Origin of the sequence: Saccharopolyspora sp. 7B, from assembly GCF_020177435.1 — a bacterium.
Taxonomy (GTDB): Bacteria; Actinomycetota; Actinomycetes; order Mycobacteriales; family Pseudonocardiaceae; genus Saccharopolyspora_C; species Saccharopolyspora_C gregorii.
This window is the reverse complement of the sequence record NZ_JAIUKC010000021.1, coordinates 25069-37174: the sequence shown is the minus strand read 5'-3', so window position 1 is coordinate 37174 and position 12106 is coordinate 25069. Positions and strand designations below refer to the sequence as shown.

Sequence of the window (12106 nt, the reverse complement as noted above, 5' to 3'; positions counted from 1 at the left end):
GGTCCGCCGCTGCCCCGGGTGCGGGCGTTCCGCGGAGTCCACCGCGTGCCGCACCCCCGATGACGACGAAGGAGGACGACGTGGGATCGCAAGTGGTGTTCGGTTCCCGCTGGCCCGTCGCGTACTGGCGGCCCGTCGACGGCGTGCGGCACGCGGTGGACTCCGCGGAACGCCCGCACCCGGGGCAGCGGCGGACCGCGTTGTGCGGTGTCGCGCTCACCATCGCGAAGGCGAGCGACGAGCAGTGGCTCGCGCCCACCTGCGCGGCCTGCTGGGACGTGGCCCGCGCGCTGCGGGACGCCGCGCAGCGCGGGATCAGCGCACCGCACCCGCCGTGACGCCGCGGACCAGATGGCGTTGCAGCAGCAGGAACCCGGCCACGACCGGCAGGCTCACCACCAGCGACGCGGCCATCACCTCGTTCCAGTGCACCGACGACTCCGCGGCGTACTCCCGCAGCCCGACCGCCAGCGTCCGCGAACCCGAGCTCGTCAGGATCGACGCGAACAACGCCTCCCCCCACGCCGTCATGAACGCGTACATCACCACCGCCGCGATCCCCGGCCGCGCCGCGGGCAGCACCACCCGCAGCAGCGCCCCCAGCGGTCCGGTGCCGTCGAGCAGCGCCGCCTCGTCGAGCTCCACCGGCACCGCGTCGAAGCACCCCACCAGCAGCCAGATCGAGAACGGCAGCGAGAACGTCAAGTAGGTGACGACCAGGCCGAACAGGTTGCCCTGCAACAGGATTCCGGTGACCCGCCCGATCGACGCGTAGAGCAGGAACAGCGGCAGCAGGAACAGGATCCCCGGCATCGCCTGCGTGGACAGCACCACCGCGCGGAACAGCTCCCGGCCGCGGAAGCGGAACCGGCTCACCGCGTAGGCGGCGAACACCGCGACCAGCACCGACACCGCCGCCGATGCGGACGCCACCACGGCGCTGTTCGCGAAGTACCGCGCCAGGTCCACCGTGGACCACATGGTGCGGAACGCGTCCAGCGACACCGCGGACGGCCACCACGAGAACCCGTCCCGCCCGCCCGGACGCGACCCCAGCGCCGTCGTCACCACCACGTGCAGGGGCAGCACCACGAACGCCCCCAGCGCGCCCAGCCCGGCCACCCGCAGCAGCCGGACCCGGCGCGGCTCACGCCGCACGACGCCCCCGCAAGCGCCGCACCAGCAGCGGAACCGCCACCACCAGCAGCAGGAATCCCAGCAGCAGCGCGGACATCGCCGCGGCCGACCCGAAGTTCCAGGTGCGGAACGCGCTCTCGTGCACGTGCACCGACAGCAGGCCCGCCGCCGCCGGAACCGACTCGCCGAACAGCACGTGCGGCACGGTGAACTCGGTGAACGACCACAGGAACAGCACGAGCACCAGCACCCGCGACACCGGCCGCAGCAGCGGCAGCGTGATCGAACGGAGCCGCCGCACCGGGCCCGCGCCGTCCACCTCGGCCGCCTCGTGCACCTCCGGCGGGATCGACCGCAGGCCCGCCAGCAGCACCAGCAGCGCGAACGGCCACAGCCGCCACACCTCCACCACCACCAGGCTCGCGAACGCGTTCGGCCCCAGCAGCCAGAACTCGCCGCCGCCCAGCCCGGCCGCGCGCAGCACCGAGTTCCACGCGCCGTCGCCCCGGTCCAGCACGAAGCGCCACACCAGCGCCACCGCGTACACGGGCAGCGCGTACGGCACCAGGAACAACCCGCGCAGCAGGAACCGGCCGCGGAACGGGCGCTGCAGCAGCACCGCCCCCGCCAGCCCCAGCCCGAACGACAGCACCACCACCAGCAGCGAGAACGCCGCCGTCACGGCGAACGAGCGCAGCAGCTCCGCGCCCGCCGCACCGCCGAGGTCCACCGCGGAGCGGTAGTTGTCCCAGCCCGCGAACGGCGCCGACGGCCACTCCCGCAGGGAGAACTGGTCCAGCTCGTGCACGCTCATCCACAACCCGCCGAGCAGCGGCAGCAGGTGCACCAGCAGCTCGAAGACCAGCGCGGGCAGCAGGAACAGGTACGGCAGCGCCCGCGAACCCGGCAGGCCCCGCGAACCCGGCAGCGTCCTTGAACCCGGCACCGCCCGCGAACCCGGCAGCGCCCGGCCACCGGGCATCACGCGCCCCCGGACGCGCGCATCCGCTGCTCCGCGCGCGCCAGCTCGGCCCGCACCTGCTCACGACCCACCGGCTCGCCCGTCGCCGCCGCCGCGAACAGGTCGCGCACGGCGGCACCCAGCGTCGTCTCGAAGCGGCTCTCGTTCGGGATCATCGGCATCGGCACCGATTCGCGCGCCAGCAGCTCGCCGAACACCGCGGCGCGGCCGGTGGCGAACTCCGGCCCGTCGTAGGCGTCGGCGACGACCGGCAGGCTCCCCCACGCCCGGTTCAGCTCCACCTGGGTGTCGGCGCGGGTCAGGAACTCCACCAGCCGCAGCGCTTCCGCGCGGTGCGGGCCGTCGCGCAGCACCGCGACGTTGCTGCCGCCGACGTGGGTGCGGACCGGCGCACCGCCCGGCGGCAGCGGATCGGGCAGCGGGAGCGGGAACACGCCGACATCATCCGCGCGCAGGCCTCCGTCCACAATGGCCGGAAGTGCGTTGTTCTGCGCGATCAGCATCCCGGCCCGCCCGGCGGCGAACTCCGCGGCCGCCTCCGGCGCCGAACCCAGCTCGGCGTCGTCGGCGCGCACCAGCCCCTCCCCCAGCAGCCGCACGTAGCGCAGCACCGCGGCCACCTCGCGCGGACCGGTGAACGCGGGCGCCCCCGCCGCGTCGAAGAACCGGGCGCCCTGCTGCGCGCCGAACAGGAACGCCAGGTGCGCGTTCTGCGCGTAGCTCGCGCCCGGCACGGTCACCCCCGCCCGGCCACCGCCGGAGAGCCGCCGCGCCACGTCCAGGAACTCCGCCCAGCTGCGCGGAACCCCCTCGATCCCGGCCGCGCGGAACCGCGCCTGGTCGTAGAACACCGCGTACGCCAGGCCGGACAGCGGCACCGACGCCGGCGGCCGGCCCGGCAGGCCCGTCGAGCGCATGCTGCCGTCCAGGAACCGCTCCCGGCCGCCCAGCCGGTCCAGCAGCTCCGCGTCGAACTCCACGAACGCGCCCGTCGCCTGCAACGACGCCGACCAGGTGTTGCCCACGTCCACCACGTCCGGGCCGGTGCCGGAGATCGCCGCGCCCAGGACGCGGTCGAGCAGATCGCTCCACGGGACGACCTCCACCTCGACCGGAACACCGGTCTCGCGGGTGAACGCGGCCAGCCGGGTGCGCAGCAGCTCGCGGTCCCGCGCGGTGCTCGCGCCCTGGTTCGCCGCCCAGTACACGAGCCGCCGCGGCGGCGGCCCGCACCCGGCGAGCACGCCCAGCAGCACCAGCAGCACCAGGCCCAGCACCGGGCCGCGCGGACGTGGGGGCACCGTCGTCTCCTCGTCGCGAGAGGTCGCGGGAGCGCGCTCAGCCCACCCCGCCCGTGCTCGCCCGCGGCATCAGCACGCGCGGCGGCACGTCCAGGTCGTCGGCGGCCCCCGTCTCGATCAGCTCCAGCAGCAGGTGCACCGCCGCGGCGGCGTCGTCCTCGACGTCCCGGGACAGCGCCGTCACCGGCGGGGTCACCACCCGGCACAGCATCGAGTCCTGCCAGGACAGCACCGCCAGGTCGGCGGGTACCCGGACGTCGAGCTCGGCGGCGCGCGCGACCGAGGCCACCGCCGTCACGTCATCGTCGTAGACGATCGCCGTCGGCGGCGGGTCCGCGGCGAGAAGTCGCCAGGTGGCCCGCACCCCGCCGTCCTCGGTGGCCGCCGCCTCCGCCTTCACCAGGTCGGTGCCGAGCCGCTCCCGCACCTCGGCGCGCAGCAGGGCGCTGCGGCGCTCGGTGTGCTCCAGGTCGACACCGCCCTGCACGTGACCGATCCGCCGGTGACCGAGCTCGGCCAGGTGCGCCACCACGGCGCGGACCTCCTCGGCGACGGCGAAGCGCAGCACCGCCACGTTCGCGACCCGCTCGTGCTCGCCGATCACCACCGCGGGCAGCTTCAGCTCCCGCAGCAGCGGTACGCGCGGGTCCTCGGTGCGCAGGTCGGTGACGATCACGCCGTCCACCCGGCGCCCGGCGGCCCAGGACCGGTAGGTGCCGAGCTCGGCCTCCTCGTCCGGCGGCAGCGCCAGGTGCAGGCTCAGCCCGTACTCGGCCAGCGCCGCCTCCAGCCCGGCCATCCAGTGCACCACCGACGGCTCGGCGCGGATCTGCTGCGGCGGCCGGGCCAGCACCAGGCCGATCGTGCCGGTGCGGTCGGCGGCGGGTGTCCGCGCCGGCCCCGCCGCGTCCCAGCCGAGCTGCGCGGCGACGTCGAGGATGCGTTCCCGGGTGGCCGCCGAAACCCCGGCGCGGCCGTTGAGGGCGTAGGACACCGCCGCCTTCGACACGCCGACCCGGCGCGCGATGTCGATGATCGTGGGCCGTTTCAACCGCGGGTCCCCTCGTAGCCGTCCAGCGAGACGCCAGCGTAGCGAAACCCGCCGTCGAGTCCCACGAGGCGAACGACCCGGGCGGGCGGGCTCAGCCGAGGTGCCGGAGCAGCGGCGCCGCGGCCTCGGTGACCACCTCCGACGCCTGCGAGTAGCTCTTCGACGACGGCTGGGTGGACAGCACCGCCACCGCGTAGCGCCGGTCCGGCCCGATCAGCCCCGCGCTGTGCACCGAGCGGCGGCCGTCCGCGCAGCACATCCAGCCCGCCTTCACCGCCGCCCGCCGCGCCCCGGCCTTCAACCCGTACTGCTGGTCGAAGCCCTCGGCGGCGGTCCGCGGCGCCTCGTCCAGCGGGCCGAGCACCAGCGCCCGCTCCGCGGCGGGCAGCGCCGGGACCCGCGCCAACACCGCCGCCACGTCCCGCGCCGACGTCCGGGTGTCGCCCCACCGCCCCGGCACCGCCGGCGGCAGCGTGCGGGTGAGCCCGTAGCGCACCGCCACCCGCGAGATGGCGCCCGCGCCGTCGAACCGGTCCCAGAGCGCGTTCATCGCCCCGTCGTCGCTGAGCGCCAGCGCCCGGCGGATCAGCTCCACGTCCGAGGACGACACCGGCAACCCCTCGCGGCGGCGCTCCACCACGTCCAGCGCCACGAACAACTTCGACACCGAGGCGGTGGTGAACTCGTCGTCCGCGTGCTCCCCGCCGACGACCGCGCCGGACCCGCGGTCCAGCACCGCCACCGCCACCGTGCTGCCGGAAAGCCGGTCCGCGTAGTCGTCGGCCTGCCGCACCGCGGTCCGCACCGCCGGGTTCGGGGCCGGCCGGGCACGCGCCGGCGAATCCGGGTAGCCGGCGCGCGACACCCACCACTGGCCGGACTCCTCGTGCGCGGTGCGGCCGCCCGGCTCCCCGCACCCGGCGATGGGCACCGCCAGCAGCAGCGAACAACCGAGCAGCGCGAGCGCGCGCCGGAACCGACGATCGGAACGATCCATGCGGGACCCCATGACTCCGAGGCCCGGCGGGAAGGCCGGGCCGTCGGACGTGCCCCCAGCACGCTAACGCCGTCCCGAGCTCGATCGCAGAACTCGGCCCGGCGCGCGCGAACGCCCCCGCTGCGGGCGGGGGCGTTCGGTCGATCGTCGTGGTTGCCCGGGTTCAGCCGCCCTTGCGGTTCTCGCCGAGCTCCTCCGCGATCGGGTTGGCCGGGGTCTCGCGCTGGTGCTCGGCCAGGCCGGGCCGGACGTGCTGCCGGTCCTCCGCCGCCTTGTCCGCGGCGGACTGGCCCTCCTCGTCGGCCTTGTCCAGCGGCACCGAGCGCAGCACCTCGCCGACGTTGTCGTAGTCGGCCAGCGGCAGCGCCCGCAGCGCGTCCACCGTGTCCTGGTCCACGCCGTTGTTCCGGGCGAAGTCGACCAGGTCCTCCTTGCTCGCGGGGAAGTCGATCGTGGACAGCGATTTCTTCACCGTTTCCCGCGTCGTCGTCATGCTCCTCCTCTCACGCGTCGGTGTAGCGCAGCACCGCGCCGATGCCGTCGGTCAGCTTCACCTCGTCCGGATCGACCAGCACCAGGTCCGCATCGGTGCCCGCCGCCGACCACACGACCGCCGCGCTGGCGGGCGCGCTGCCCGGGCTGGACACGCCCATGTCGGTGAGCTCCCGCGCGTCCAGCGCCACCTGGTTCGGCACCGGGCCGACGTGCAGCCAGGACGGCGACTCCGGGGAACCCCACAGCACCGTGCGCACCTGGCCGCGCTGCAGGGCGGCGAGCACCGCGCTCCACCCCTCCGCGGCGCGCTCGTCGCGGCCGCGCTGCTGCTCGAATTCGCGGACCGCCTCGTCCACGTGCGCCGACACGGCGGCCGCCACCGTGTCCTCGACCTCGTCGCGGAGCCCTTCCGCGGAGGCGCCCCGGTCCAGGTGGCCCGCGTCGGTCTGCACGGTGCGCTCCCGGACGCCGCCGGGCAGGTTCTGGTGCACCAGCGTCCGCTGCTGCGGATCACCGGCGAGCACGACCAGTTCGGCGCCGATCCGCATGGCCTGCTTGCCGATCTCCTCGGCCGCCTCCTTGGCGTTGCGCAGCCACTGCTCCTCGACCCGGTTCTGGAAGCGCTGCTCGTTGAGCTCGTCGGCGCCGGGCGGGGACTTGTGCACCGGGTGGTCGCCGCCCTGCACCCGCCGAGTGCGGGGTTCGGCACCGGCCGCGACCACGGTCAGCTCCGCGTCGACGTGGTCGACCAGCGCCACCACGTGCGGGATCCGCGACGCCCGCAACCGCAGGTACGGCAGCAGGTGCGGCAACGTCCCGAAGTGCACCTTCTCGTCGTCGGAGGCGTCCTCCGGCGGCGTCGGCAGCTCCTCGCCGAACACCACCTCGCCCGCGGTCGCCACCAGCACCTGGCCGCGGCGGCCGATCCGGTACTCGTGCCGGTCCACGGTCTCGTCCAAGGCGCGCAACGTCGCCTCGTCCGCCCCCGCGTCCGCCAGCTGCTCCCGGGCCGAACGCCACCGCAGCTGCACCGCCTTCGCCGCGTCCTCGGCGTCCGCCGAGGTGTCCAGGTACACCGTCGCGAACGGGCCCTGGTACCCGTAGACGTCTTGCAGGAACGCGAGTTTCATCGACTCCTCCGCTCTGCCACCCCGATCACGCGCTGCGCGCCTGGGCGCGGTGCTTCCCCTCGGCGACCTCTTCGACGACCTTCGCGCAGAACGCGGGGAGGTCGTTCGGGTTCCGGCTCGTCACCAGCCCCGAGTCCACGACGACTTCCTCGTCCACCCACTCGGCGCCCGCGTTGCGCAGGTCCGTGCGCAGGCTCGGGTAGGACGTGAGCCTGCGGCCGCGCACCACGTCCGCCTCGGCCAGCAGCCACGGGGCGTGGCAGATCGCGGCGACCGGCTTCTGCCTCGCGAAGAACTCGCCGGTGAAGCGCACCGCGTTCGGCACCTGCCGCAGCGCGTCCGGGTTGGCCACGCCGCCCGGCAGCACCAGGCCGTCGTAGTCGTCCGGCGACACCTCCGTGACGACCTTGTCCACGGTGAACGTGTCGGCCTTCTCCAGGTGGTCGCGCCCCTGCACCGAACCGGGCTGGATGGACACCAGCTCCGGCCGGCCGCCCGCCTGCTCGACGGCCTTCCACGGTTCGGTCAGCTCCACCTGCTCGATGCCGTCCGGGGCCACCAGGAAGGCGACCTTGGCACCGTTCAGGTTCGCGGTCATCGTGCACACCTCCTGCAGATCGTCGCGGCGGGCCGGTTCGCGCCTCGCCGCTCAGCCGTGCCGTACCCGGCGCGCGGAGGCGGCAAACGGACAGGTCTGCCGCGGCGGCGTGCCCGGGGCTTAAGGTGACCTCGCCGGCCACGATCAAGGAGCCCCCGATGCGTCCAGGCGACACCGTCGACGACTTCGCACTGCCCGACCAGCACGGCACCGAGCGCAAGCTCTCGGAACTCCTCGACGGCGGGACCGTGGTCCTGTTCTTCTACCCGGCGGCGATGACCTCCGGGTGCACGGCGGAGAGCTGCCACTTTCGCGACCTGTCCGCGGAGTTCGCCGAACTCGGCGCGCACCCCGTCGGCATCAGCACCGACCCGGTCGCCAAGCAGGCCACCTTCGCGCGAACGAACTCCTTCGAGTACCCGCTGCTATCCGACCGGGAAGGCGTCGTGGCGCGGCAGTTCGGGGTGAAGCGCCGGTTCGGTCCGCTGCCGGTGAAGCGGCACACCTTCGTGATCGGGCCGGACCGCACCGTGCTGGAGGTGGTGCGCAGCGAGTTCAACATGGCCTCGCACGCCGACACCGCGCTCGCCTTCCTCCGCGAGCACCGCAGCGCCTGACCTGCGAACCGAGCGGTCCGGCGACCTCGCCAGGCTCCGGCCAGCGTCCTGTCAGCGGCGAAGCCGCTGAGCAGCGACCACGACACCGGCACCGCCGCGGGTCCTCGCGAGAATCCCGCTGAGGTTCCGCCACCCGCCCCCCGAGCAACCGATGGGAAGGAATCCTCAGCGCGGCGGAGCCGCGCAGGAAGGGTTCAGGAGCTTCTGGATCTCCGGGGTGCCGAGGTTCTCCTTCGTCACCACCGACGAGCCGGTGTTCGTCTCCGGCGCGCCGCGCTGCTCGCCGCGGATCTGCTCGATCGCCGAGTTCACCGACGCGAAGCCCATCTTGAACGGGTTCTGCGCGATCAGGCCGGTGATCACGCCGTCGCGCAGCGACTCGATCTGCCCCTCCGAGGTGTCCCACCCGATGATCTTGATCTGGCCCTGCTTGCCCGCCTGCCGCACCGCCTCCGCGGCGCCCAGCACGCTCGGCTCGTTGCCCGCGTAGATCCCGTTCAGGCCCGGGTTCGCCGTCAGGATGTCCTGGGTGACCTGCAACGCCGTGTTGTAGTCGCTGTTCGAGGACTGCCGCGCCACCAGCCGCAGCCCCGGGTTCTTCGCCAGCCCGCGCTCGAAGCCCTCCGCGCGCGTCTCGTTCGTGCTGGTGCCGGGCAGGAACTCGATGAACGCCACCTCGCCGCGGCCGCCCAGCTGGTCCGCCAGCAGCTGGGTGCCCTCCTCGGCGGCCGCCACGTTGTCGGTGGCGAACACCGGCACCTCCGGCGGCTGCGGGCTGGTGCCCGAGTCCATGTTCACCACCGTGGTGCCCTGCTCCCGCGCGGACTTCGTGACCTCCGCCAGCGCCTTCGCGTCGGTCGCCGCGAACACCAGGCCCTGCACGCCCTGCGCCAGCGAGTCCTGCAGCAGGCTCTGCTGCCCGCTCACGTCGTCCTCCGAGGTGACGCCGTCCCAGTGCACGTTGACGTTCGGGTGCTTGGTGGCCGCGCACTCGGCGCCGACCCGCACCTGCTCCCAGAAGTCGAAGCCGATCGCCTTCGGGATCACCGCCAACCGGATCGTGCCGCCCTGCTGCGCGTTCGTCCCCGTGGGCCTGCGGATCTCCAGGCCGCACGCCGAGGACAGCAGCAGCACCGCCAGGCACACCAGCGGAAGGACCTTCTTCATCGCAGCGAACTCCCTCGTCCCCGGATCACGCGTCGCCGGCGAGCTTGCGGCGCTGGTAGAAGTCCCACCACACCGCCAGCCAGATGATCACGCCGATGAGCACGTTCTGGTAGAAGGTGCCGATGTTGAGCTGCACCGCCCCGTTGCGGATCACCGCCACCAGGAACGCGCCGATCAGCGACCCGAGCACCGTGCCGCGCCCGCCGAACAGGCTCGCCCCGCCGATCACCACCGCCGCGATCACGTCCAGCTCCAGGCCCTCGCCGAAGTTCGGCTGCCCCGAGTTGATCCGCGAGGCCGCGATCATGCCGCCCAGCCCGGCCAGGCTGCCCGCCACCACGTACACCCACGTGGTGTGCTTGCGCACCGGCACGCCCGACAGCCGCGCGGCCTCCATGTTCGAGCCCATCACGTACGCGTAGCGGCCCAGGCGCGTCCGCGTCAGCACCAGGTGCCCGGCCACCGCGACCAGCACGATCAGCAGCACCGGCACCGGGATCGGCCCCAGCACCCCCTGCCCGAGCAGCCGGAACGACTCCGGCGCGCCGAACACGGCCACCGCGCCCGTCGCGATCAGCACCAGTCCGCGCGCCACGCTCAGCATCCCCAGCGTCGCGATGAACGGCGGCAGCCCCACCGTCGACACCAGCAGCCCGTTGACCAGGCCCGCCGCCGCGCCCACCAGGATGCCGCCGAGGATGCCCAGCAGCGGGTGGAACCCGAAGTCCGCCATCAGCATCACGCCCAGCACCCCGGACAACGCCGCCACCGAGCCGACCGACAGGTCGATGCCGCCCGTGATGATCACCAGCGTGACGCCGACCGCCATCACCGCGTTCACCGAGGTCTGCGAGCCCAGGTTGAACAGGTTGTCCGCGGTCAGGAACGACGGTGCCACGATCGACAGCGCCACGAACACCACGATCAGCGCGCCGGCGGCCGCGACCTGCGACACCGCGCCCTGCATCCGGTCGGTCAGCCCGCCCAGCAGCCCGGGCCGGCCCGCGGCGGCCTCCACCGCGGTCGCGCCGCCGTCCTGCGGGGCCCCTTCGTCCTTGCCCGGCTGCTCGCTCACTGGCCCTCCTTCGCTCCGGTCGCGAGCGCGACGATCCGTTCCTCGGAGAAGTCCGCGCGCTCGACCTCACCCGTGATCCGGCCCTCGCGCAGCACGAGGATCCGATCGCACATGTTCAGCAGCTCCGGCAGGTAGCTGGAGATCAGCACGATCGCCTTGCCCTGCGCGGCCAGCGAATCCAGCTGGCTGAACATCTCCGACTTCGCGCCCACGTCCATGCCGCGGCCCGGCTCGTCGAAGAACAGCACCTCCGCTTCGGTCTGCAACCAGCGCGCCAGCACCACCTTCTGCTGGTTGCCGCCGGAGAGCGCCTGCACCGGCCTGCCGACCCACGGCACCCGGATCCGCAGCCGGTCGCGCTCCCGCTCGGCGATGCGCCGCTCGGCGCCCAGGTCGATCAGGCCGGAGGCCATCGGCAGCTTCGCCAGCGTGATGTTCTTGTCCACGCCCAGCTGAAGCGCCAGCCCGTCGGCCTTGCGGCTCTCGGTGAGGTAGCCGATGCCCGCGGCGATCGCGTCCGCCGGGCCGCGGATCTTCAACTTCGCCCCGTCCAGCGACACCTCGCCCGCGTCGGGCGGTTCGGCGCCGAACACCGAGCGGGCCAGTTCGGTGCGGCCCGCGCCGACCAGCCCGGCCATGCCGACGATCTCCCCGGCCCGCACCTCGAAGCTCGCGTCCCGCACCGCGTCGCCGCGGCTGAGCCCGCGCACCCGCAACCGCACGTCGCCGGGGGTGCTGTAGGTGCGCGGGTACAGGTTCTGCACGTCGCGGCCCACCATCAGCGTCACCAGCCGCGACTCGTCGAGCTCGGCGACCGGCCGGGTGGCGACGACGGCGCCGTCGCGCAGCACCGTGACCCGGTCGCCGATCTCGAAGATCTCGTCCAGCCGGTGCGAGATGTAGAGGACGCCGATGCCCTGCGCGGTGAGCTCGCGGACGATGCCGAACAGCTCCGCGGTCTCCCGCTCGGTCAGGGTGGCGGTCGGCTCGTCGAGGATGAGCAGCTTCGCGTCCACCGCGAGCGCCTTCGCCAGCTCCACCCGCTGCTGCTCGGCGGTGGACAGGCGGCCGACGCGGCGCCCCGGGTCGACGTCCAGGCCCACCCGCGCGAGCAGGTCGCGGGCCGCCCGGCGCTCCGCGGCGCGCGAGATGAGGCCGCCGCTGCCGGGTTCGTGCCCGATGAACAGGTTCTCCGCCACCGACAGGTCCGGGGCGAGGGCGAATTCCTGGTGCACCATCGAGATGCCCAGCCGCCGCGCCGACGCGGGCCCCTGGTAGCTCACCCGGCGGCCGTCGACCTCGATGCGGCCGGAGCTCGGCGGCTCCACCTGCGCGACGAGCTTCATCAACGTCGACTTGCCCGCGCCGTTCTCGCCGGCCAGCACGTGGACCTCACCGGCCAGCACTTCCAAGTCCACATCGGACACCGCGACGACCCCGGGAAATCGTTTGCCCACCCCGGAAAGCCGGACCACCGCCGGTGCTTGCACCGATCCCGCATCATCCGAACCGGACTGCAAGGATTGCGACACGCCGCCTCCTCGATCACCATCGAT

At 73.7% G+C, this 12106-nt stretch carries 13 protein-coding genes; 2 read left to right on the top strand and 11 right to left on the bottom strand.

Annotated elements, in window-relative coordinates:
• Positions 1-80 precede the first annotated feature (80 nt).
• The gene (locus LCD33_RS04855; RefSeq protein ID WP_224961695.1) at positions 81-338 is read left to right on the top strand and encodes a zinc finger protein; all 258 of its coding nucleotides are present in this window, start codon (positions 81-83) and stop codon (positions 336-338) included.
• Here LCD33_RS04855 and LCD33_RS04850 read toward each other — a convergent pair.
• The 8 genes from LCD33_RS04850 to LCD33_RS04815 form a co-directional block, all read right to left on the bottom strand.
• On the bottom strand, positions 316-1158 hold the full coding sequence (locus tag LCD33_RS04850) for a carbohydrate ABC transporter permease (RefSeq protein ID WP_224977554.1): 843 nt from the start codon (positions 1156-1158) through the stop codon (positions 316-318). The genes LCD33_RS04855 and LCD33_RS04850 overlap by 23 nt on opposite strands.
• Positions 1148-2119: a carbohydrate ABC transporter permease gene (locus tag LCD33_RS04845; protein WP_224977553.1), complete on the bottom strand. Its 972-nt coding sequence runs from the start codon at positions 2117-2119 to the stop codon at positions 1148-1150. The genes LCD33_RS04850 and LCD33_RS04845 overlap by 11 nt, the downstream gene beginning before the upstream one ends.
• Positions 2119-3420 carry an extracellular solute-binding protein gene (locus LCD33_RS04840; RefSeq protein WP_224955459.1) on the bottom strand — a complete coding sequence of 434 codons (1302 nt, stop codon included), beginning with the start codon at positions 3418-3420 and terminating at the stop codon, positions 2119-2121. The genes LCD33_RS04845 and LCD33_RS04840 overlap by 1 nt, the downstream gene beginning before the upstream one ends.
• Positions 3421-3457: 37 nt before the next feature.
• Positions 3458-4471, bottom strand: a complete 1014-nt coding sequence (locus tag LCD33_RS04835) for a LacI family DNA-binding transcriptional regulator (RefSeq protein WP_224955458.1) — start codon at positions 4469-4471, stop codon at positions 3458-3460.
• Between the two features lie 91 nt (positions 4472-4562).
• Entirely contained in the window at positions 4563-5468 is a 906-nt protein-coding gene (locus LCD33_RS04830; RefSeq protein ID WP_224955457.1) for a serine hydrolase, read from the bottom strand.
• 163 nt (positions 5469-5631) lie between these two features.
• Complete coding sequence (locus LCD33_RS04825; protein WP_224955456.1) at positions 5632-5961, bottom strand: DUF2795 domain-containing protein; 330 nt, start codon at positions 5959-5961, stop codon at positions 5632-5634.
• Between the two features lie 10 nt (positions 5962-5971).
• The gene (locus LCD33_RS04820; RefSeq protein ID WP_224955455.1) at positions 5972-7093 is read right to left on the bottom strand and encodes a hypothetical protein; all 1122 of its coding nucleotides are present in this window, start codon (positions 7091-7093) and stop codon (positions 5972-5974) included.
• Positions 7094-7118: 25 nt separating this feature from the next.
• Positions 7119-7691 carry a type 1 glutamine amidotransferase domain-containing protein gene (locus LCD33_RS04815; RefSeq protein ID WP_224955454.1) on the bottom strand — a complete coding sequence of 191 codons (573 nt, stop codon included), beginning with the start codon at positions 7689-7691 and terminating at the stop codon, positions 7119-7121.
• A gap of 158 nt (positions 7692-7849) precedes the next feature.
• On the opposite strand from LCD33_RS04815, the gene LCD33_RS04810 reads away from it, so the two are divergent.
• Complete coding sequence (locus LCD33_RS04810) at positions 7850-8308, top strand: peroxiredoxin (RefSeq protein ID WP_224977552.1); 459 nt, start codon at positions 7850-7852, stop codon at positions 8306-8308.
• Positions 8309-8473: 165 nt separating this feature from the next.
• On the opposite strand, the gene LCD33_RS04805 is transcribed toward LCD33_RS04810, so the two are convergent.
• The 3 genes from LCD33_RS04805 to LCD33_RS04795 are packed head-to-tail and all read right to left on the bottom strand — an operon-like array spanning position 8474 to position 12082.
• Positions 8474-9475, bottom strand: coding sequence for a substrate-binding domain-containing protein (locus LCD33_RS04805; RefSeq protein ID WP_224955452.1), 1002 nt, complete (start codon positions 9473-9475; stop codon positions 8474-8476).
• 25 nt (positions 9476-9500) lie between these two features.
• Positions 9501-10550, bottom strand: a complete 1050-nt coding sequence (locus LCD33_RS04800; RefSeq protein WP_224955451.1) for an ABC transporter permease — start codon at positions 10548-10550, stop codon at positions 9501-9503.
• Positions 10547-12082 carry a sugar ABC transporter ATP-binding protein gene (locus LCD33_RS04795; RefSeq protein WP_224955450.1) on the bottom strand — a complete coding sequence of 512 codons (1536 nt, stop codon included), beginning with the start codon at positions 12080-12082 and terminating at the stop codon, positions 10547-10549. Before LCD33_RS04795 ends, LCD33_RS04800 begins: the two co-directional genes overlap by 4 nt.
• Between the last annotated feature and the right edge of the window lie 24 nt (positions 12083-12106).

Coding starts and splice junctions, on each gene's coding strand:
- LCD33_RS04845 (WP_224977553.1), bottom strand. CDS start 2,119: ATGCCCGGTGGCCGGGCGCTGCCGGGTTCGCGGGCGGTGCCGGGTTCA.
- LCD33_RS04830 (WP_224955457.1), bottom strand. CDS start 5,468: ATGGATCGTTCCGATCGTCGGTTCCGGCGCGCGCTCGCGCTGCTCGGT.
- LCD33_RS04825 (WP_224955456.1), bottom strand. CDS start 5,961: ATGACGACGACGCGGGAAACGGTGAAGAAATCGCTGTCCACGATCGAC.
- LCD33_RS04820 (WP_224955455.1), bottom strand. CDS start 7,093: ATGAAACTCGCGTTCCTGCAAGACGTCTACGGGTACCAGGGCCCGTTC.
- LCD33_RS04815 (WP_224955454.1), bottom strand. CDS start 7,691: ATGACCGCGAACCTGAACGGTGCCAAGGTCGCCTTCCTGGTGGCCCCG.
- LCD33_RS04810 (WP_224977552.1), top strand. CDS start 7,850: ATGCGTCCAGGCGACACCGTCGACGACTTCGCACTGCCCGACCAGCAC.
- LCD33_RS04805 (WP_224955452.1), bottom strand. CDS start 9,475: ATGAAGAAGGTCCTTCCGCTGGTGTGCCTGGCGGTGCTGCTGCTGTCC.